Origin of the sequence: Salmonella sp. SAL03688, from assembly GCF_046551895.1 — a bacterium.
Taxonomy (GTDB): domain Bacteria; phylum Pseudomonadota; class Gammaproteobacteria; order Enterobacterales; family Enterobacteriaceae; genus Salmonella; species Salmonella enterica.
In genome coordinates this window covers 69,867-90,158 of record NZ_JBGDVI010000016.1, presented here as the reverse complement: position 1 = coordinate 90,158, position 20,292 = coordinate 69,867, and the positions used below count along the sequence as shown (strand labels likewise).

The window sequence follows — 20,292 nt, the reverse complement described above, 5'->3', positions numbered from 1 at the left end:
CGCCGTCAGGTGAAAAAATCGCATCGCGCGATCTTTTCAGACCATGAGCAGAACCAATGTCATTCAGATATCCGATCAAACGAGCGAGGCAGGGAATTCGCGGTGGTATATTTACCCCGTGGCGTTATACGGGTATCTTACGCCGCTGCTAAAAGGAGAATGCCATGTCCGCCCAGAAACCGGGGTTACACCCGCGCAACCGCCATCAACACCGTTATGATCTCGCCGCACTGTGTCAGACCACGCCAGAATTGACGTCCTTTCTTATCCGCACGCCCGCCGGTGAACAGAGCGTTGATTTTGCTAATCCGCAAGCGGTAAAAGCGCTCAATAAGGCATTGCTGGCGCATTTTTATGCCGTCACACACTGGGACATTCCGCCAGGTTTTTTATGTCCGCCGGTGCCTGGCCGTGCGGATTATATCCATCATCTGGCGGATCTGCTTGGCGAAACGACAGGGAGTATTCCGGCACAGGCAACTATTCTGGACGTGGGCGTGGGCGCCAATTGTATTTATCCGCTTATCGGCGTCCATGAATATGGCTGGCGATTTACCGGTAGTGAAGTCAGCGACGCAGCGATGTCCAGCGCGCAGGCTATCATTCAGGCTAATACGGGGTTAAGCCGCGCCATTCGTCTGCGTCGGCAAAAAGATCCGGCGGCCATTTTTACCGGTATTATTCATAAAAATGAATTTTATGACGCAACGCTTTGTAACCCGCCTTTTCACGACTCCGCCGCCGCAGCCCGCGCGGGCAGCGAGCGTAAGCGCCGCAATTTGGGGCAGAATAAAGATGATGCGCTGAACTTTGGCGGTCAACAGCAGGAGCTATGGTGCGAAGGCGGCGAAGTCGCCTTTATTAAAAAAATGATTGCTGAAAGCCAAACCTTCCGCCGTCAGGTGTTGTGGTTTACGACGTTGGTGTCGCGCGGCGAGAATTTACCGCCGCTTTACCGGGCGTTGACGGAGGCTGGCGCGGTGAAAGTGGTGAAAAAAGAGATGGCCCAGGGGCAAAAGCAAAGCCGCTTTATTGCCTGGACCTTTATGAATGACGACCAGCGTCGCCGTTTTATCACCCGTAAACGCTAAATCGTCGGTTCGCGCGGCGGCAGTGAATCAGGCGACGGGCCGCCGGCGGGGGCGGGTAGAACCTGATACGTTTGCACCGGCGCGCGCACATTGGCCAGATCAAAATGCTTTTTCACCTGGCTATCAAGGGCAAAACGCACCGTCCACTGCTTGAGCGGTAGGGTGGTGAACGATACGCGTAAAGTAAACGCCGTGTTCGTTAAACCGACAATACCGGCGAACGTGGGTTCGCCGATAATCAGCCCGCGAATATCCTCCGTCTCCATCAGCGCCGTTACCGCGTCTTTCAGCGCCTGATTCGCTTTATCCGCATCCTCATGGCGATCCACGTCATAGTTGGCGACAACAGAGCCGATACCGCGCACAAAGTTGGCGAAAGTGGTGATCGAGGACCACGGGATAATATGGTATGCCCCGGTATCCTGCCGCACGCCGACGGAACGAATCGACATTCTTTCGACCGTCCCCGTCAGCGGGCCTATGGTGACTAAGTCGCCGGTATTCATCCCGTTTTCAAACTGAATAAAGACGCCGGTAATAATATCTTTCACCAGGGTTTGCGAACCGAAAGAGATAGCCAGACCTAACGCCCCCGCGCCAGCCAGCAATGGCGCGATATTGACGCCGATTTCCGATAACACGATCATGATGGTTATGGTACTGATAATCACTGCCAGCGCATTGCGGAACAGCGTCAGCAGCGTGCGCGTGCGGGCGCTGGGTAGCGGGCGACCATGAATATCAGAGGCCAGGCGATTCTCAATCAGACTGGCGAGAATCGTCCATCCCACGGCGGAGAAGAATAAGATTAACGCGATACGGATGAGGATATCGACCATCTTTTCCCCCGCGCCATAATGTAGCCAGTGCCAGAAATCGAATAATCCCCAGGCGTTGAGCAACAGCATGACGGCGACGCAGACGGTCAAAAAGCGTGCGACTTTTAGCGCCGAGGAGAGCCAGCCGTTAAGCCGCTTTTGTAATTCCGGGTAATTGCGCTGCGTATGGGGCGACAGGGTGATGGTTTTCGCTATCCAGCGGGTAAACATACCGGAGATAAACGCCGCGATGCCAATAATCGCCAGACTGCGCACGGTCGCGCCCATCATAAACTTCAGACTATTGCCTGGGTCGAATAACGAGAAGAAAAACAGCACGATAAAGTAGGCGCTGGCCAGCCAGTGCCACACCAGCGCAAAGGCGCGGATAAACAGGCTAAAAAAGGCTAATGATCGTTCCGCCAGACTTAATAAATGTTGCGTAATCTCCGCTTTGTTTTTAAAGATCAGGTACAGCGCCCAGATAGTGATGCAGAGCATGATCGCCACATTAGCCATCGCGCCAACCTGAACATTCACCTGGTTGGAAATAATCGGAACGGCAACAATCAGCCCGTAGCCAATCAAGCTGCTAAGGGAACTCATACGGCGATTCCAGTAACGCGCTGTCGCATCCTGAATCGCGAATGGGCGTAACTCCGGTACATTAGGGCAAAAAATAAGCCGCAGAATCGCTTTAAAGAACTCTATCAGCGCGAAGGCATTCAGGAACAGGCTTTGCTGAAAAGCGATAGTTCGACTTCCCGCATGGAAATTATCACTGAGCATCTGACCGATAAATAAGGTGAGCGCCAGTAGCAGCAGGTCGATAATAAACGCGCCGACGATCATCGCCGGGAGCTGTAACCAGTTGCTGCGTTCACGGTTTTTCTTGCGCGCCCACAGGCCCATTTTTCGATATAACGGCAGGGCGCAAAGCCGTATCACGCTATAAAAACCAAATACCGCGACGGCCAGAAATAAAAAGTGGGTTAACGCGTTGGTGAAGGTTTGCGAGTTAAACGGTTTGTGCGGCGCATCGGTGATGTTGCGATAAAGCTGGGCGAAACGGGTAGCGAAAGCATCGCCGTACTGACGGGTAACGGTGGTGACATTCTCCAGTACCGTTTTTTCATCTTTGGCCGCAGGCGGCGCAAGCGCTGGCGCCGGCTCGGTCGGCGGCGTGGTTGAGGCTTCGCGGAGTTGCGCTATCAATTCGTTACGTGAAGCCTCGTTCTCCAGTACGTCAGCCAAGGCCGCATAGGCCGCTTTTTTTTGTTCAGGACTGGGCTCTGGCGCTGCTTGCTGGCTGGTTGATGTCCCCGTGGTCACGCCGGGTATGGCGACCGCATGGGCAGGCGCGCCCAGTAGACAAAAAAGGATGAACAGGGTCCACCGCATGACTCCTCCAGTGAGAAAAGAGACGCAAAACACTAAGTATAGATGGCGCAGGGGAGGGAAAATGAAATGGGACTATTCCATGATGCCCTTCCTGCCGTAGGGCAGGAAGGGCGATATCTCAGGAGACGTGCTGTAAAAATTCCTGTAAACGTGGGCTTGGCGGGTTTTCGATCAACGCCTGCGGACTGCCATCTTCGGCAATACGGCCTTTATCGATGAAAATTAGCCGTGAGGCGACTTTTTCGGCAAAGCCGATTTCGTGAGTGACAATGACCATGGTCATGCCTTCTTCCGCCAGATCCTGCATGACTTTCAGCACTTCATGGCGCAGTTCAGGGTCCAGAGCGGAGGTTGGCTCGTCAAAGAGCATCATTTTCGGCTTCACTGCCAGCGCTCGGGCAATGGCGACGCGCTGTTGTTGACCGCCGGAAAGCTCGGAGGGGTAGTGGTGCGCCCGTTCCGCCAGTCCAACTTTCGCTAACAGAGCTTTCGCCTGTTTTTCCGCTTCTTCTTTCTTTACGCCGCGCACGCGCAGAGGACCGAACATCACGTTTTCGAGCGCGGTCAGATGCGGGAACAGATAAAACTGTTGAAACACCATGCCGGCTTCCTGGCGAATCAGCCGTTCGTCTACTTTAGGATCGTTGACTTTCAGGCCATCGACAATCAGATCGCCGGAGGTGATCTCTTCCAGTTTATTGATACAGCGTAATAACGTGGATTTACCCGAACCGGAAGGGCCGATAATCACAACCACTTCGCCCTGACGGATGTTTAAATCAATGTTATGTAGCACTTGGGTGGGGCCAAAGTGCTTGGAGACGTTTTTAAATTCAATCACAGGATTTTCATCCTTCTTTCAAGACGACGCAAAATAAAGCTCAGCACCAGCGTAATGATCAAATAGAAGACGGCCACGGCGCTCCAGATTTCCAGGGCGCGAAAGTTACCGGCAATAATTTCCTGGCCCTGACGGGTCAGCTCGGCTACGCCGATAACAATAAACAACGAGGTGTCTTTGATGCTAATGATCCACTGGTTGCCCAGCGGCGGCAGCATACGGCGCAGAGCAAGCGGTAAAATAACATGGCGGATGGTTTCCCGGCGAGAAAGGCCCAGCGCCAGACCCGCTTCGCGAAAACCTTTGTGAATGGATAGTACTGCGCCGCGAGTAATTTCCGCGATATAAGCGCCGGAGTTAATCATAATTGTCACGACCGCTGCGCTGAACGGATCAATACGCAAATCATTAAATGCCATCGGCAGGGCAAAGTAGATAAACATGACCTGGACAACGATGGGCGTGCCGCGAATAATTTCAATGAAAACCAGGGCGATGTGGTTGGCGAACCAGCCGCCAAACGTACGGGCAAAACCTGCCGCCAGTCCAATAACCAGGCCGCCAGCCAGACCGAGGACCGAGATCCACAGGGTCATTTTAGCGCCCTCAAGCAAAAGCGGAATGGCGGGCCAGATGGCGCTCCAGTCAAACTGCATATGTCGTTCCTGTTACCGTGGTGTAAATAGTCAAATGCTCTATCCGGCGCGGAAATGGCGTGAAAGTGTCTTATCCGTCACGGAAAAGAGCTGTAGGCCCGGTGAGCGTCCTCACTACCGGGCCACAAGCCAACATCAGGTCGTTTTATTTAGGTTCTGTACCGAACCATTTTTTGTAGATTTCGTTATAGGTGCCATTCTCACGCAGCGTTTTCAGCGCGCCGTTGACTTTCTCGCGCAGTTCATCGCTGCCTTTCGGGAAGGCAACTCCGTATTGCTGTGCTTCCAGCGATTCGCCTACCGCCTTGAACTGGCCGTTGCCTGCGGTTTTGATAAAGTACAGGATGTTCGGCGTATCGTGCAGAACGGCGTCTGCGCGGTTGGTGCCTAATTCCATGTACGCGTTATCAATGTTCGGGAATTGACGCAGATCTTTGGTTTTGATATTCGCTTTCGCGTAATCCACCGACCCGGTTCCGCTCTTCACGGCAACGACTTTGCCATCGAGGTCTTTCACGCTTTTAATATCGTTATTGTTGGCTTTCACCATCACGAGCAGACCGCTTTTGTAATAGCCATCGGAAAAGTCGATCGCTTTTTTACGCTCGTCCGTAATCGTAATACCCGCCAGCGCCAGATCGATATTTTTGGTTTGTAATGCCGGAATAATGCCGCTGAAATCCATCGGTTTCAGGGTGTAGTCCAGCTTCAGTTCTTTCGCGATAGCGTCCCACAGATCAACATCAAAACCGACGTATTTGTCGCCCTGTTTAAATTCAAACGGAACGAACGCCGTATCGGTTGCCACCACGAGTTTCTTATCCGCAGCGTGCGAAGACACCGCAAAAGCCAGGGTAAGTGCAGCCAGTGAAACTTTTAATAGAGACTTCATAGCATTTCCTTTTCTATCCACGGGGCGATCCCCTGCGAGAACATGTAGCGTAATGAAAAAATCATGCCAATTATGTAACTCATTGTTTTAACAGAAGCGTGAACCATTCCTGTGCACAATAAGTCGGGCAAAACCAGTATGCCGCACCGTTTTGGGGCACTGATTTAGTGCATGAATAACAAAGTAGAGATACAGGGTCTATTTAGCGTAAAAATTGTTGTTAAAACAATCTTTAATTAACGATTGTGTGATGTAATTATTACAAATAATTCACTTTTATCGGAGGGGAGTACAAGACGTGTGCACTATTTAAGTGCAAAACCCCTGTGCCAGGCAGGGGTATAGGGATGACTTATATACCTGTGTACATCAAGTTGCAGGTGCGTTCGCTTCAGTGACCGACGGAAGTCAGGCTTCTGCGGATTCGCTGCGTTTGTACCTTCCTGCAACTCGAAGTATTCAGGGTAGAGATAGATTTATTCGATGTTGGATTCGATAAACCACAGGAATTTATCGAGGTCGCGTGACGCGGCGGTAAAGATATCGGCAGTGTCTTCATCTTTGGCTTCACCGATAGCTTTGCGAACATCATTAGCGACAACAGCGTAGCGATCGGCCAGTTCTTTTAAGTGATCCTGCACGTTATGGATGTCGAGCGGATAGCTTTTCAGTGGAGTTTTGCTGTTGATAACTTGCGTGGTGCCTAACGCCACACCGCCAAGCTGTACGGCGCGCTCGGCCATAGTATCCAGATGATCGGTCAGTGCGGTACGGAAGCCATCCAGCATCTCATGAACGGCAATAAAGTTAGCACCGCGCATGTTCCAGTGGGCCTGTTTCGTGATCAGCGACAGGTCAATGAACTGGATCACCTGACGATTAAGCAACTCAACCGTCGCTTTTTTATCGCTCTCTGATACATCGTTACGGGTATAAAGCAGATTAGACGCTTTTGTTTTTACCAGTTTAGCGGTACTCATAATCTCATATCCTCTTGATGTTTGTGTCCCAGGTAATTAACGAAAATAAGTATAGCACCGGTTTTTAACTTTGCTTTTTTGAATTTACCTATCACTTTAATAGTACAGACAAGATTTAATATTTATTTTGATTAAAAATCAATTGGTTAGGTGAGTTTGCTGTTTGGTGGGTAATAATTCTCATTTTAATGTAAAAAATGAGAAAAAATATGACAAAAAATGACGAAGTAATAGCGCAATAATAAAAGGTGAATAACGAGGTGATATTCTGCATGATTATGCACATCATGCAGAATAAGAAACTATTTTACGTCAACTTGTTTAATTTGCGGTTCGCGGCGAATCGTTAGGGTAGATCCCATTGAAGCGGCAATGATGGCGCACAGGGCCATGATTTGTATGCCCGTAAGCGTTTCGCCCAGAAAAATCATCCCGGAAACGGCGGCCAGCGCGGGTTCCATGCTCATCAGCGTACCGAAGGTGCGGGTTGGCAGGCGCGTCAGCGCAATCATTTCCAGTGAATAAGGCAGCGCCGTAGAAAGCACAGCGACCGCTAACCCTAAGGGAAGAATCGACCAGTGCCATAGCGCGTCGCCAGCCTGAACTGCGCCAATCGGCACGAAAATGATGGCGGCAATCAGCGAGCCTACTGCCACCGTGGCCGGACCATGTTCCGCGCCTGCTCGCTGGCCGGTAAGAATATAGACAGCCCAACAGGCGCCAGCGCCGAGCGCTAACGCGGCCCCGGTAAGATCGACGTGAGACATATCTTGTCCTAATGGCAGCAGGAACCAGAGTCCAAGCACAGCCAGTACGACCCAAATAAAATCTACCGGCCGCCGGGATGAAAACAGCGCGACCGCCAGAGGACCGGTAAATTCCAGCGCGACCGCAATACCCAACGGCACCGTCTGAATCGACAGATAGAATAGATAGTTCATCCCGCCCAGCGACAGACCATAAAACAGTAAAGGCAGCCGCTGCTCTTTGGCAAAACGCAAACGCCAGGGTTTGAAAAAGGCGATAAGGATAAGCGTTCCCAACGCCAGACGAAGCGCCGTTACGCCCGGCGCGCCGACAAGAGGAAATAACGATTTCGCCAGTGAAGCGCCACTCTGAATAGAGGACATGGCAATGAGCAAAACCAAAATGGGCAACCAGACTGGTAGTTTACGTGTTGACCCCGGCATCCTTTCTCCTGTCAAAAAATGTCAGTACGAGTAAAGGTGGCAGTGTAATGGAAATTCCCCGCGGCGGTTGAGGATTCGTTGAAAAAAAATTTCCAGGATTCCATAAAATGAACTTAAATTGATGGATAAATAGACTGTTAGTTTAGGAATAATCTGGATGAATGTATCGCGCCGCACGCGCATTATTGGTGCAATCAGCCGGAAAAGTGATGTTAATTGAATAAGATAGCGCGATATGGAAACGTTCTGTTACATGAAAGGCGCCCTTAGACACCGTGAATCGCAAAGAGTTTCCCATTAATTTTTGATATATTTAAAACTTAGGACTTACTTGAAGCACATTTGAGGTGGTTATGAAAAAAATTGCATGTCTTTCAGCACTGGCCGCTGTTCTGGCTTTTTCCGCAGGTACTGCAGTAGCTGCTACTTCTACCGTTACCGGTGGTTACGCTCAGAGCGACGCGCAGGGCGTAGCGAATAAAATGAGCGGTTTCAACCTGAAGTATCGTTACGAGCAGGACGACAACCCGCTGGGCGTAATCGGTTCCTTCACCTACACCGAAAAAGATCGTACTAACGGTGCGGGCGATTACAACAAAGGTCAGTACTACGGCATCACTGCCGGCCCGGCTTACCGTCTGAACGATTGGGCGAGCATCTACGGTGTAGTCGGTGTGGGTTACGGTAAATTCCAGACGACCGATTACCCAACCTACAAACATGACACCAGCGATTATGGCTTCTCCTATGGCGCTGGTCTGCAATTCAACCCGATGGAAAATGTTGCTCTGGACTTCTCTTACGAGCAGAGCCGTATTCGTAGCGTTGACGTTGGCACCTGGATTGCTGGCGTGGGTTACCGCTTCTAATCACGTCGGTGAAAATGAAAAATCCGCCTTTCGGGGCGGATTTTTTTTGCCTGAAACGTGCATTATTTTAGTGAAAAAATATCGCTGCCCAGATGGTTATAGTCCACTTTCTGTAATTTGAAATTGGTGATATAAACGGGCCCGGCTTTCTGCTCCGAAATAAATCGATAGCGATTTTTGATCTCTTTAGCGCTAATTCCTGTCCATTGCGAGAAAAAACTCAGGAAATCGTTCGCAGAACGGCGAGCTTTAATGATCCGATGCGCTTTACTGTCGCTGGATAGCACCATAAACGGCACCTGGAAGTTTTGCTGGAATTTGTCGTCATGCGCCAGGTACTGTACCGCTTTGCCGCGCTCTTTAAACGCCAGCCCGTGATCGGAGAAATAGACGAGCGAAAAGCTGTCGCCGCTATGACGAAGCTGAGTATAGAGCTGACGGAGCAAATCGTCGGTTTGCGTCATGGTGTATAAATAACAAGACGTCTCTTTCGACTGGACAAACGTCGCGTATTTTCCCTGAGTACGGTCGCAGGCCTGGGGATGCGACCCCATTAAATGCAACACAATCAACTGCGGTTGCGTGCGTTCTGTCGCCAATACCTGCGCCGTCATGGTTAACAGCGCGTCGTCGCGAGTATTTTTATCCGCTTCAAAATCGCCGTTTTTCAGGAAATGCGCTTCATCGGCGCGTTTGGCGATACTGGCGATGGCCGTGTCGTATTCGCCGATTTGCCCCTGATTGGAAAACCACCATGTCTGAAAACCGGCGCGGTTAGCCAGCGTGACGAAGTTATCCTGATACTGCGGTTTGTTATCCACCACGCGATTGAGCGTTAAACCGAGCGATTTTTGCGTTGAGCCGCTGGCGGCGATGTAATCCATAAAGAAGTCGCCATTCACATGGCTGGCGAAGGGGGTATTATCCCAGTGGCCGCCGAAAGCGCCCATGGCATCCCGTCGCGCGCTTTCACCAATCACCACGACATAGATGTGATATCTGGGTTTCACCGCAGTAACCGTCCAGCTATCTTTTATGCCGGATAGCTGCGCCATACGGTGCTGCTCTTCAATGACTTCGTTGTTATTGACGATAACATCTTTGGCGAAGCGAAAAACCGGATAGCCGGTATCAATAACCTTAAAAACGCCGCCCCAGGCCAGATTTTGTACCGGCGCGACGAAAAATGCCGCGACGCTGATCAGCAGGCACAGGCTGTCGAGGCTATTCCAGCGCGGCCTGACTTCTTCTTTTCGGCGGCGAAGCGCAATAATACCCAGCGCAAAAATAAAAAGTCCGGTCAGGTAGCTATACCACGGGAAGATGGTCAGGATTTCGCTCGACTCTTCCATATTGGTGGAGTGCAGCGCCAGCAGCGTATTAAAGTTCGGCGCGCCGTAAGCCTGGCCAAAGGGAAAATAGCAAGCAGCTACCAGCGAACAGATGCCGAGCAGCGCTTTTTGTCCGCGGGGCAGGTAGCGCCAGAGCAACAGCAACAGGCAGGTAAACGCCGCGGTATAAAGCAGGCTAAAGGGGTAGCCGAGCGCGAGGTTAATCAGCAGCGACTGTAAAAAGTAGAGGCCCGCCCACGGGCTTACAGCCCGACGACGGGCCAGAAGTGAATCGATAAGGGTTGAATTCATATGCCACTATTGCAAAAACGCCATGTGCTAACCCTGGCGCGAAGGGTCATTACCTGCCTGATTATGCGTAAAAAAGGTATTGGGTTCGCAACGGCGAGTCGCAAAATATTCAGGGCTGCCAGAAGATAGAGCGTGCGGGTAAGAAGGTCAACCGCCGGAAAGAAAATGTTTTGCGAAGAGAATAGCAAAACCACAAAAAAACAGGGGAAATGGGCGCCATTTCCGTTGAGGATGCAAAATAAAGCGGCGTACCGCACCGCCGCGTTATTTCGTGGAAGGGTTATCCTGCTCCGGTTTGCCGTTGATCATATCGCACAACATAGAGAGCAGCATTAACCGGACTTTAAAGGGAGAGTGACTGAACACGCGTATACACCTCTTAAATTCGTTCATATAAACCTCCTGATGTTTCTATCCCATCGATCCGTGAGGGATGTCTGCATTACATACAGATATAGCACAGGCTATGTTTTATAGCTATTGCTAAAACGTTAATTTTTTGTGCCCGGACAACTCTGGTTTACAATGAGCGCTCTGTCAGCTGACGCGTTAACGCGTCACAGAAACGAGGAAGCAAAATGGGTCGTCGCGCAGGTACGCCAACAACAAAAAAAGTGACGCAATTGGTGAACGTAGAAGAACACGTTGAAGGATTTCGTCAGGTCAGAGAGGCGCATCGCCGTGAGTTGATAGACGACTACGTTGAGCTGATTTCCGATTTAATTATTGAGGTAGGGGAAGCGCGTCAGGTGGATATGGCGGCGCGGCTCGGCGTCTCCCAGCCGACTGTGGCCAAAATGCTTAAGCGCTTGGCATCGTTAGGATTTATTCAAATGATCCCCTGGCGCGGCGTTTTTCTGACGCCGGAAGGGGAGAAGCTGGCGCAGGAAAGCCGCGAGCGGCATCAAATTGTCGAAAATTTTTTACTGGTATTAGGCGTAAGCCCGGAAATCGCGCGTCGTGATGCGGAAGGGATGGAACACCATGTCAGCCAGGAGACATTGGATGCCTTTTTGGCCTTCACGCAACAGCATGGAACATCTGCAGAATGAATCTGGCCTTTTTACGGGCGCTGCGGCGTGACCGTTTTTTTCAGTTGTTGATCATTGTGGGGATGGCGTTAAGCCTGTTTGTTCCTTTTGCGCCTCGCGCCTGGCCTGGCGCGATTGACTGGCACACCATTATTACCCTCAGTGGGTTAATGTTGCTCACTAAAGGCGTTGAGCTGAGCGGCTATTTTGATGTGCTGGGACGCAAGATGACGCGCCGATTTCATACCGAGCGGCAACTGGCGATGTTCCTGGTGCTGGCTGCGGCGGTGCTGTCGACCTTTCTGACAAACGATGTCGCGCTGTTTATCGTTGTGCCGCTGACGATAACGTTGAAAAAACTGTGCGCGATTCCGGTCAACCGATTGATTATTTTTGAAGCGTTGGCGGTGAACGCCGGTTCGCTGCTGACGCCTGTCGGTAATCCGCAAAATATTCTGTTGTGGGGACGCTCCGGCTTAACCTTTGCTGAATTTAGCGGGCAAATGGCGCCGCTTGCCGTCATGATGATGCTGACGTTACTGCTCCTGTGCTGGTTTTGTTTTCCGGGTAGGGCGTTACAGTACCATACCGGTACGCGTTCGCCGCAGTGGCAGCCCCGTCTGGTGTGGAGTTGCCTGGGATTATATGTCGTTTTTCTTACCGCGCTGGAGCTCAGGCAAGAGTTATGGGGACTGGTGTTGGTGGCTGTTGGGTTTATTGTGCTGGCGCGCAGGGTGATAGTCAGCGTGGACTGGACGCTGCTGTTGGTATTTATGGCGATGTTTATTGATGTCCATCTACTAACGCAATTGCCGGCGTTGCAGGGCGTTTTCAACCAGGTTGGCGCACTGTCTCACCTGGGACTTTGGCTAACCGCTATCGGCTTGTCTCAGGTTATCAGTAATGTGCCCAGTACCATTCTCCTGCTGAACTATGTACCGGCCTCGACGCTGCTGGCGTGGGCGGTGAATATCGGCGGGTTTGGTCTGCTGCCGGGGTCGCTGGCAAATCTTATTGCTTTACGGATGGCGAACGATCGCCGAATCTGGTGGCGGTTTCATTTCTATTCGCTGCCGATGCTGGCATGGGCGGCGCTGGTGGGATATGGATTATTGCAACTGATGCCGTAAGAGAAGCCCGATAGTATCTATCGGGCTTCGCAGGCAGAGTCTGTCAGTTCAGACGAACCGGCATCCCGGAACGATCCTGAACCGCCTGTTGTACGACGGTCTGATCAACGTCAGGCTCGTTGGTGACGGCCAGGATGCTCTTATTAAGCGTGATCGGCACCGCTTCCTTACCTTCAAACTGCGCTTCCGTCGTTGACAGCGGGTTATGCACCTCAATGTAACGGCTACCGTCCGGCTCGGTGGTGGCTTTTACCGGTTCATCGATAAACTGCACGCGGGTACCGACCGGCACATTTTCAAACAGGAATTTGATATCGTCGTTGCGCAGACGTACGCAGCCGTGGCTCACGCGAAGCCCGATGCCGAAGTTGGCGTTGGTGCCGTGAATAGCATACAGGCGACCGATGTACAGCGCGTACAGGCCCATCGGGTTATCCGGGCCCGCAGGCACGACCGCAGGCAGCGGCTCGCCGGCGGCGCGATATTCAGCGTGCATTTTTGCCGTAGGCGTCCAGGTCGGACCGGCTTTTTTACGTTCAACTTTGGTCGTCCAGTTGATAGGCGTGTCTTTACCTAACTGACCGATCCCAATCGGCAGGACGATAACGGTGTTTGTGCCTTTCGGGTAGTAATAGAGGCGCATTTCCGCGCTATTGATGATAATGCCTTCGTGTACGGTATCCGGCAGGATCAGCTGCTGCGGAATATTCAGCACGGTACCGCCCTTCGGCAGGAAGGTATCCACGCCAGGGTTGGCTTCCAGCATGTTGGAGAGTCCCATCTGATACTCCGCGGCAAAATACTCCAGCGGCTGGGTATTGCCCTCCGGAACGGTGATGACCTGATTTTGCCCAATTAAACGGCTACCATCGGTAGGCAGCGGGTAAGTGACTGCTGAGGCTGTTTTACAAAAACCAACTACAGCGAAAGCCGCCGCGAAAAGCGTTGTTAATTTCATATTCATGTTATGCGAGATTCTGTGCCAAGCAGGCTAGTAGGTTGAGAATTCTGTCATGTTGGGAGCGCATTATAGGTGCATTCCAGTAAACAGGGAATTCAGATGTGTACGAAATCACGTTTTTTTCCCCTTACGGTTCAGTGTAGCCCTTTGTACAGGGCGCGATCTTATTTCAGACTTGTGGCATAATAAGCGGTTTGTCACATCTTTTTTCAGGATAAGCCTGTGTTAGTTTCCAGCAACGTTACCATGCAGTTCGGCAGTAAGCCGCTGTTCGAAAACATTTCCGTCAAATTTGGCGGCGGCAACCGTTACGGCCTGATCGGCGCCAACGGTAGCGGAAAGTCCACTTTTATGAAAATCCTCGGCGGCGACCTGGAGCCGACGCTGGGCAATGTTTCCCTCGATCCGAATGAGCGCATCGGTAAGCTGCGTCAGGACCAGTTCGCTTTTGAAACATTCACCGTACTTGATACTGTCATTATGGGGCATGGCGAACTGTGGGAAGTCAAGCAGGAGCGCGACCGTATCTACGCCTTGCCGGAAATGAGCGAAGAAGACGGCTATAAAGTCGCCGATCTGGAAGTAAAATACGGCGAGATGGACGGTTATTCCGCTGAGGCGCGTGCGGGCGAACTGCTGTTGGGGGTGGGCATCCCGCTGGAGCAGCATTACGGTCTGATGAGTGAAGTCGCGCCAGGCTGGAAATTGCGTGTGCTGCTGGCGCAAGCGTTATTCTCTAACCCGGACATCCTGTTGCTCGACGAACCGACCAACAACCTGGATATTGATACTATCCGTTGGCTGGAGCAGGTGCTGAACGAGCGCGATAGCACGATGATCATCATTTCGCACGACCGTCACTTCCTGAACATGGTTTGTACGCATATGGCGGATCTGGATTACGGCGACTTGCGCGTCTATCCGGGTAACTATGATGAGTATATGACGGCGGCGACCCAGGCGCGTGAACGTCTGTTGGCCGATAATGCGAAGAAAAAAGCGCAAATTGCCGAGCTGCAATCTTTTGTTAGCCGTTTTAGCGCCAATGCCTCTAAATCGCGTCAGGCAACGTCGCGCGCGCGGCAGATTGATAAAATCAAGCTGGAAGAGGTGAAAGCCTCCAGCCGTCAGAACCCGTTCATCCGTTTTGAGCAGGATAAAAAACTGTTCCGTAACGCTCTGGAAGTGGAGGCGCTGACGAAAGGTTTTGATAACGGTCCGCTGTTTAAAAATGTCAATTTGCTGCTCGAAGTCGGCGAGAAGCTGGCAGTACTCGGCACCAATGGCGTGGGTAAATCTACGCTGCTGAAGACGCTGGTTGGCGATCTGGACGCCGATCATGGCACCGTTAAATGGTCGGAAAACGCGCGTATTGGTTACTACGCGCAGGACCACGAATATGAATTCGAAAATGACCTGACGGTGTTTGAATGGATGAGTCAGTGGAAGCAGGAAGGCGACGACGAGCAGGCAGTGCGCAGTATTCTGGGCCGCCTGCTATTTAGCCAGGATGATATCAAAAAGCCTGCGAAAGTCCTCTCCGGTGGCGAGAAGGGCCGTATGCTGTTCGGCAAACTGATGATGCAAAAGCCGAATATCCTGATCATGGACGAACCGACTAACCACCTGGATATGGAGTCGATCGAATCGCTGAATATGGCGCTGGAGCTGTATCAGGGCACGCTGATCTTTGTTTCGCACGACCGTGAGTTCGTCAGCTCGCTGGCAACCCGCGTCATTGAAATTACGCCGGAGCGCGTGGTGGACTTCAGCGGCAACTACGACGATTATTTGCGTAGTAAAGGGATTGAAAGCTAAACACTGACGCCCGGTGGCGCTGTGCTTACCGGGCCTACGTATCCTGGCGCGTAGGTTCGGTAAGACGGGTGCGCCCAGGCAAAGGGCACACCGCAGGTGAGCGGGCAGGGCGGTACGACCGTCAAACGTCCATACCTAATGCCCGTTTACCGTGAATATTCAGATCGCGCAGCGTGAAGCGCCCTTCCCAGGTGGTTTCATAGTCCTCGCGCGGGAAATCGCCCGGTGATGCGCCTGTCTCCAGCGCCGCTTTCACCTTACGCGCATAGGCCAGATTTTTCTCACACATTGGCGCGGCAGGAATGTACATCACATTGCCCCAGCCCTGCTGGTTTTCGACGGGGGCGACGGAGTGGATGACATCGCAATGCCACCACACGGAATCCCCGGCTTCCAGCGGCGGAATGCTGGTTAACGCCGCCATCAGTAAAGGATGCCACTGTTCAGAAATCGGCAGCACCCGGCCCGGCGCGACGCCGCATAATTCATCTTCCGGGACATCATCCAGCAGCGGGCGCAGCAGAATATACGCCATCGCCTCCGGGATAGGGACGACATGAAGCAACCCCTGACCGGGCAGCATATCGGAGAGCGCGGTCCAGCCCTGGAAGGTGCGAAATACCGAGCATTTTGTGGTGTTATCCACCGTATACTCTTCAACTTCGGTACGGTGTGCCGCATTCCACGGATCGTACTGCTCGACGTTGCCGTTAAACACGCTGGCGAATACCTGCTGATAGGCTGGCAGCAGCCAGCGTTCCAGCGCGCCGGAGTCGGTATGCGCTCCCAGTCCTTTGGATGTGGTGCCCGGCGGGCGGCGACGGATGCGATCCGGGTAAATGATGCTGATATCCGGATTAAACCATCGCTTGCCGTCGTGCTCTACCTGCCACAGACGGTTGAGGAACGACTGCGCCAGCGCCATCTCTTCACTTTGGCGGGCCTGCATTTGCGCCTGCGACCAGTAGACAGGATAGATTTCAGGCCGGGAGGCGCTCAGCGTACCGAAAAAATTATCCCCCGGTCCTTTATACACCTCGTCAAAATGGTTCTTGTCCAGATAGTCGAGCATCGACTGGTCCCATGCCAGCGCCTGTTCGCGTGGAAAATGACCTTTAATCACCGCGCACCCGCGGCGCTTAACCTCGGCGCGGGCGGCATCGCTAATGTTGCCCATCGCCAGTTCGCTAAAAGGGATAATTGGCCATACCGGCTGTCCCTGCGCTTTCAGATCGTTAATTTCCGCCACCCGGGCTGCTATGGTGGCGCTCAAACGGTCGAACACCGCCTGTACGTCGCCGATTTGCGCGCGTAGCGCCTGCTTCATCTGGCGAATGGCCGCTTTTGGGTCGGCGGGCAGCGTTTCGTGGGTAAAAGGAGTCGTCATATCAACCTCATCATCTTTCGTTCGAAAGTAAAATTAGTTACATGTGATACTTTAAGTTAAAATAAGGTTAATGCAAGTTTAAAATATTGCAGGGGTGCACAAAGAGGGAAGCGAGAGGAAAACGTAAGGTGGCCAGGACGCCTTAATGTCTTATGCGGCTATTCCTTTCGTTCAGCCACTTTTCATTCGAAATAAATTTGTGGTTCTGCTCACATTGTTATTAAAATGTTTCTGGTCGCAGTTACAGCCAGGAGCTTAAGTATGACCGTTAACGTTGTCGTTACCGATATGGACGGCACTTTTCTCGACGATGCCAAGCAGTACGATCGTGTACGCTTCATGGCGCAATACCAGGAACTGAAAAAACGTAATATCGAATTTGTGGTCGCCAGCGGTAATCAGTACTACCAGTTGATCTCCTTCTTCCCCGAGCTGAAAGACGAAATTTCCTTCGTCGCAGAAAATGGCGCGCTGGTGTATGAACATGGCAAGCAGTTGTTTCACGGGGAGCTAACCCGGCATGAATCGCGGATTGTGATTGGCGAACTGCTGAAGGATAAGCAGCTTAACTTCGTCGCCTGCGGTCTGAAAAGCGCTTATGTCAGCAAAAACGCTCCCGAGACTTTCGTGGCGCTGATGGCCAAACATTATCACCGCCTGCAGCCGGTAAACGATTATCACGACATTGACGATATCCTGTTTAAGTTCTCCCTGAATTTGCCCGATGAACAAATTCCGCTGGTTATCGACAAACTGCACGTATCTCTGGATGGCATCATGAAGCCCGTCACCAGCGGCTTCGGTTTTATCGACCTGATTATCCCGGGACTGCATAAAGCGAATGGCATCAGTCGTCTGTTAAAGCGCTGGAACAGGTCGCCACAGAATGTCGTCGCCATTGGCGACAGCGGTAATGATGCGGAAATGTTGAAAATGGCGCATTACTCTTTTGCCATGGGCAATGCCGCAGACAATATCAAAGCGCTTTCACGTTATCACACTGATGATAATAACCATCAAGGCGCGCTCAACGTCATTCAGGCCGTGCTTGACGGCACCGATCCCTTCTGATTAACAGGCCTGCGTAGGCCTGTTAAACGTAGCGCCATCAGGCAGTTCGGACATATTGCCGATGGCGCCAGGGTAAATTACAGCATATGTTCGGTACGGGCGATGATATCGTCCTGCGCATCCGGCGACAGCGCGGTGAAGAAGGCGGAGTAGCCTGCCACACGCACGACCAGATCGCGGTACTGGTCCGGATGTTTTTTCGCATCCAGCAGCGTTTCGCGTGACACGATGTTGTACTGAATATGCCAGCCTTTATGCACCTCAAAGAACGTCCGTAGCAGAACCATCAGTTTCTGTTTGTCGGATTCGTTTTCCAGCGTCGTTGGGTTCAGTTTCTGGTTGAGCAGCACGCCGCCGAGAATGGAACCGGTAGGTAATTTGCCTACGGAACCAATCACCGCCGTCGGGCCGAGATGATCCGTACCTGATGCAGGGCTTGCGCCTTCCGCCAGCGGTGTATGCGCTTTGCGACCATCCGGGGTAGCCATAGTCGCGGCGCCAAACGGCACGTTTGCTGAGATAGAGGACGTACCGGCGTAATAGTTGCCGCCCACAGGGCCACGACCGTAGCGCGGGTTATGGTACTGCTTCAGCTCATCAATATAGGTCTGATAAGCGCGCGCCAGCAGGGTATCGACACTGTCATCGTCGTTACCGTACTTCGGCGCGCCGTTAATCAGACGCTGGCGCAGCTGCTCATGGGTCAGCCCGTCAAAGTCATCGGCCAGCGCGGCGGCAAGCTGCTGTTGACCGATAACGCCCTGTTCGAAGACCAGTTTTTTCACGGCGGCGAGGCTGTTGCCCAGGTTGGCGATACCGACCTGAAGACCGGATACCCAGTCATATTTCGCGCCGCCTTGCTTGATACTCTTCGCGCGTTCAATACAGTCGTCTACCAGCGCTGAGCAGAGAATATCGTGGACATTCTCTTCCAGCATGGTGTCGACCACATACTCAATTTCGATCGATTTGCGCGTGTAGTAGCGAATTTGGGTATCCCAGGCGGCCATCACTTCGTCAAAATTGTTAAAGTTGCCTGCGGAGAGCGCCTTTTCCTGCGGCAGAAATACCTTACCGCTGGTGGCGTCGCGACCGCCTTCCAGCGCCGCCAGCATGACGCGGGCGAAGTTAATAAAGCTCATGCCGGTGCAGCGATAACCCCATTTCCCGCCGACGGCGGTTTCGATACAGCCGATCGCCGCGTAATCGTAAGCGTCCTGCGGTTCGATCCCCAACTTGATAAATTCCGGGATGACGATTTCATCATTGTTAAACGCCGGCATCCCAAAGCCGCAGCGGATGACCTGGACGCAGGCGTCAAGGAAATCGTTACTCATTCCGGCGTGATAACGCACACTGAGGTTGGGCTGGGTAGAACGCAAACGTCCGCAGGACTCCAGAATGGCGTAAGACAGCGGATTCACTGCGTCCACTGGCTGACCGTTGATGAGATTCTGACCGCCAATGGTGACGTTTTGATACAGCGGGCTGCCTGCGGAAGCTTTAGAGTGCGAACCGGAGCGGATCTTGTTTACTTCCAGCAGTTTCAGCCAGCAGCTGTGCAGCAGTTCAATGGCGTGCTCACGATCCAGCGTCTGGTCTAGTTCGACATCGCGACGATAATAGGGGTAAAGATACTGGTCCATACGACCAAATGACACCGAGTGACCGTTAGACTCAATTTGTAGAATCAGTTGGATGAAGTAGCACAATTGCAGTGCTTGCCAGAAGGTCTGCGGCGGTTGGTGGGCGATCACCTCGCAGTTTTCGGCGATGGTAAGTAGCTCTTTACGACGGCTTTCACGGGACTCTTCGCCTGCCATCTGGCGCGCCAGCGCGGCAAAGCGCGTGATGTGCTGGCTTACCGCGTCCAGCACAATATCAATCGCCTTCAGGAACTGCTCGCCATGCAGATCTTCCAGCACGGTCAGGTTGATGCGTGAGCGGCGCTCGGCGACTTTATCGCGCAGGCCATCAAGCCCTTTTTCCAGCAGCAGCGGGAAGTTCACCGCCAGGTGCGCGTCACCGGAAGTCATATTGCCTTCGGCTTTGATAATGCCAGTCGCCAGAAGCCCTTTTTGTTCATCGGTAAACATGCCGTAGCAGCGATCTTGGACGGTTTGACCGCGCCACCACGGACAGACGTCGTGCAGAATACGTTTGTTTTCTTCACTGACGGAAAAACCTGCGCCGGGCCGGTCTGCCAGGTCGTCGATCTCTTTTTCAATCCACGAGACGGTATATTCCGGGAAAATCGGCGCGGCGCGGACTTCACTTGCCTGGTTGCCGACGATCAGTTCATCGTGTTTTATCCAGATAGTGCGTTCCGCCAGGTGATGGGCCAGCGCCAGCGCACGGCGTACCGGAATCGGTTTATCCAGATGCTGCTGGTACATTTCGGTATAATGCTGCGCGCGCTCGGTACAGACCGGCGGTTTCACGATATGTACCAGCGCGGTTTTGTGCGCCTTAATGCGGTCACTGAGCGTGTCCAGTTTCAGTTGGGTCATGAT

General features: G+C 52.4%; 17 protein-coding genes. 6 read left to right on the top strand and 11 right to left on the bottom strand.

Features of this window, described 5'->3' with window-relative positions; genetic code table 11:
* Positions 1–164: 164 nt before the first annotated feature.
* Positions 165–1,091: a 23S rRNA (adenine(1618)-N(6))-methyltransferase RlmF gene (rlmF, locus tag ACLJR2_RS16435; RefSeq protein WP_001275966.1), complete on the top strand. Its 927-nt coding sequence runs from the start codon at positions 165–167 to the stop codon at positions 1,089–1,091.
* On the opposite strand, the gene ybiO is transcribed toward rlmF, so the two are convergent.
* The 6 genes from ybiO to rhtA all read right to left on the bottom strand — a co-directional run bounded on the left by ybiO (position 1,088) and on the right by rhtA (position 7,869).
* Positions 1,088–3,310 (bottom strand): mechanosensitive channel protein, encoded by a 2,223-nt coding sequence (gene ybiO / locus ACLJR2_RS16430; RefSeq protein ID WP_001267702.1) that lies wholly within the window; start codon positions 3,308–3,310, stop codon positions 1,088–1,090. The two genes, rlmF and ybiO, sit on opposite strands and share 4 nt — an antisense overlap.
* A gap of 118 nt (positions 3,311–3,428) precedes the next feature.
* The gene (gene glnQ, locus ACLJR2_RS16425) at positions 3,429–4,151 is read right to left on the bottom strand and encodes a glutamine ABC transporter ATP-binding protein GlnQ (RefSeq protein WP_000569093.1); all 723 of its coding nucleotides are present in this window, start codon (positions 4,149–4,151) and stop codon (positions 3,429–3,431) included.
* The gene (gene glnP, locus ACLJR2_RS16420) at positions 4,148–4,807 is read right to left on the bottom strand and encodes a glutamine ABC transporter permease GlnP (protein ID WP_001159076.1); all 660 of its coding nucleotides are present in this window, start codon (positions 4,805–4,807) and stop codon (positions 4,148–4,150) included. Before glnP ends, glnQ begins: the two co-directional genes overlap by 4 nt.
* Before the next feature lie 145 nt (positions 4,808–4,952).
* Positions 4,953–5,699, bottom strand: coding sequence for a glutamine ABC transporter substrate-binding protein GlnH (gene glnH, locus ACLJR2_RS16415; RefSeq protein WP_000838671.1), 747 nt, complete (start codon positions 5,697–5,699; stop codon positions 4,953–4,955).
* A gap of 476 nt (positions 5,700–6,175) precedes the next feature.
* Positions 6,176–6,679, bottom strand: coding sequence for a DNA starvation/stationary phase protection protein Dps (dps, locus tag ACLJR2_RS16410; RefSeq protein ID WP_000100805.1), 504 nt, complete (start codon positions 6,677–6,679; stop codon positions 6,176–6,178).
* A 302-nt stretch (positions 6,680–6,981) separates the two neighbouring features.
* The gene (gene rhtA / locus ACLJR2_RS16405; RefSeq protein ID WP_001119555.1) at positions 6,982–7,869 is read right to left on the bottom strand and encodes a threonine/homoserine exporter RhtA; all 888 of its coding nucleotides are present in this window, start codon (positions 7,867–7,869) and stop codon (positions 6,982–6,984) included.
* 353 nt (positions 7,870–8,222) lie between these two features.
* Between rhtA and ompX the strand changes: the two genes are divergently transcribed.
* Positions 8,223–8,738 carry an outer membrane protein OmpX gene (gene ompX / locus ACLJR2_RS16400; protein ID WP_000716763.1) on the top strand — a complete coding sequence of 172 codons (516 nt, stop codon included), beginning with the start codon at positions 8,223–8,225 and terminating at the stop codon, positions 8,736–8,738.
* A 62-nt stretch (positions 8,739–8,800) separates the two neighbouring features.
* Here the strand turns inward: ompX and ACLJR2_RS16395 are convergent, their stop codons facing one another.
* Together ACLJR2_RS16395 and mntS are read right to left on the bottom strand one after the other, a co-directional pair.
* Entirely contained in the window at positions 8,801–10,381 is a 1,581-nt protein-coding gene (locus tag ACLJR2_RS16395; RefSeq protein WP_001089327.1) for a phosphoethanolamine transferase, read from the bottom strand.
* A gap of 264 nt (positions 10,382–10,645) precedes the next feature.
* Positions 10,646–10,774 (bottom strand): manganase accumulation protein MntS, encoded by a 129-nt coding sequence (mntS, locus tag ACLJR2_RS16390; RefSeq protein ID WP_001001755.1) that lies wholly within the window; start codon positions 10,772–10,774, stop codon positions 10,646–10,648.
* A gap of 185 nt (positions 10,775–10,959) precedes the next feature.
* Here mntS and mntR point away from each other — a divergent pair, with 185 nt between their 5' ends.
* Positions 10,960–11,433 carry a manganese-binding transcriptional regulator MntR gene (gene mntR, locus ACLJR2_RS16385; protein WP_000533542.1) on the top strand — a complete coding sequence of 158 codons (474 nt, stop codon included), beginning with the start codon at positions 10,960–10,962 and terminating at the stop codon, positions 11,431–11,433.
* The gene (locus tag ACLJR2_RS16380) at positions 11,430–12,542 is read left to right on the top strand and encodes an anion transporter (RefSeq protein ID WP_001534219.1); all 1,113 of its coding nucleotides are present in this window, start codon (positions 11,430–11,432) and stop codon (positions 12,540–12,542) included. Before mntR ends, ACLJR2_RS16380 begins: the two co-directional genes overlap by 4 nt.
* 43 nt (positions 12,543–12,585) lie before the next feature.
* On the opposite strand, the gene ldtB is transcribed toward ACLJR2_RS16380, so the two are convergent.
* Entirely contained in the window at positions 12,586–13,506 is a 921-nt protein-coding gene (gene ldtB, locus ACLJR2_RS16375; protein ID WP_001056404.1) for a L,D-transpeptidase, read from the bottom strand.
* A gap of 219 nt (positions 13,507–13,725) precedes the next feature.
* Here ldtB and ACLJR2_RS16370 point away from each other — a divergent pair, with 219 nt between their 5' ends.
* Positions 13,726–15,321 (top strand): ABC-F family ATPase, encoded by a 1,596-nt coding sequence (locus ACLJR2_RS16370; RefSeq protein ID WP_000961480.1) that lies wholly within the window; start codon positions 13,726–13,728, stop codon positions 15,319–15,321.
* Positions 15,322–15,442: 121 nt separating this feature from the next.
* Here the strand turns inward: ACLJR2_RS16370 and ACLJR2_RS16365 are convergent, their stop codons facing one another.
* Positions 15,443–16,708 carry a DUF1479 domain-containing protein gene (locus ACLJR2_RS16365; RefSeq protein WP_000210946.1) on the bottom strand — a complete coding sequence of 422 codons (1,266 nt, stop codon included), beginning with the start codon at positions 16,706–16,708 and terminating at the stop codon, positions 15,443–15,445.
* A 261-nt stretch (positions 16,709–16,969) separates the two neighbouring features.
* Here ACLJR2_RS16365 and ACLJR2_RS16360 point away from each other — a divergent pair, with 261 nt between their 5' ends.
* On the top strand, positions 16,970–17,779 hold the full coding sequence (locus ACLJR2_RS16360; protein WP_000217910.1) for a Cof-type HAD-IIB family hydrolase: 810 nt from the start codon (positions 16,970–16,972) through the stop codon (positions 17,777–17,779).
* Positions 17,780–17,856: 77 nt separating this feature from the next.
* Here the strand turns inward: ACLJR2_RS16360 and ACLJR2_RS16355 are convergent, their stop codons facing one another.
* The gene (locus tag ACLJR2_RS16355; protein WP_000192657.1) at positions 17,857–20,289 is read right to left on the bottom strand and encodes a glycyl radical protein; all 2,433 of its coding nucleotides are present in this window, start codon (positions 20,287–20,289) and stop codon (positions 17,857–17,859) included.
* Between the last annotated feature and the right edge of the window lie 3 nt (positions 20,290–20,292).

Coding starts and splice junctions, on each gene's coding strand:
- rlmF (WP_001275966.1), top strand. CDS start 165: ATGTCCGCCCAGAAACCGGGGTTACACCCGCGCAACCGCCATCAACAC.
- ybiO (WP_001267702.1), bottom strand. CDS start 3,310: ATGCGGTGGACCCTGTTCATCCTTTTTTGTCTACTGGGCGCGCCTGCC.
- glnP (WP_001159076.1), bottom strand. CDS start 4,807: ATGCAGTTTGACTGGAGCGCCATCTGGCCCGCCATTCCGCTTTTGCTT.
- glnH (WP_000838671.1), bottom strand. CDS start 5,699: ATGAAGTCTCTATTAAAAGTTTCACTGGCTGCACTTACCCTGGCTTTT.
- dps (WP_000100805.1), bottom strand. CDS start 6,679: ATGAGTACCGCTAAACTGGTAAAAACAAAAGCGTCTAATCTGCTTTAT.
- rhtA (WP_001119555.1), bottom strand. CDS start 7,869: ATGCCGGGGTCAACACGTAAACTACCAGTCTGGTTGCCCATTTTGGTT.
- ompX (WP_000716763.1), top strand. CDS start 8,223: ATGAAAAAAATTGCATGTCTTTCAGCACTGGCCGCTGTTCTGGCTTTT.
- ACLJR2_RS16395 (WP_001089327.1), bottom strand. CDS start 10,381: ATGAATTCAACCCTTATCGATTCACTTCTGGCCCGTCGTCGGGCTGTA.
- mntS (WP_001001755.1), bottom strand. CDS start 10,774: ATGAACGAATTTAAGAGGTGTATACGCGTGTTCAGTCACTCTCCCTTT.
- mntR (WP_000533542.1), top strand. CDS start 10,960: ATGGGTCGTCGCGCAGGTACGCCAACAACAAAAAAAGTGACGCAATTG.
- ACLJR2_RS16380 (WP_001534219.1), top strand. CDS start 11,430: ATGAATCTGGCCTTTTTACGGGCGCTGCGGCGTGACCGTTTTTTTCAG.
- ldtB (WP_001056404.1), bottom strand. CDS start 13,506: ATGAATATGAAATTAACAACGCTTTTCGCGGCGGCTTTCGCTGTAGTT.
- ACLJR2_RS16365 (WP_000210946.1), bottom strand. CDS start 16,708: ATGACGACTCCTTTTACCCACGAAACGCTGCCCGCCGACCCAAAAGCG.
- ACLJR2_RS16360 (WP_000217910.1), top strand. CDS start 16,970: ATGACCGTTAACGTTGTCGTTACCGATATGGACGGCACTTTTCTCGAC.
- ACLJR2_RS16355 (WP_000192657.1), bottom strand. CDS start 20,289: ATGACCCAACTGAAACTGGACACGCTCAGTGACCGCATTAAGGCGCAC.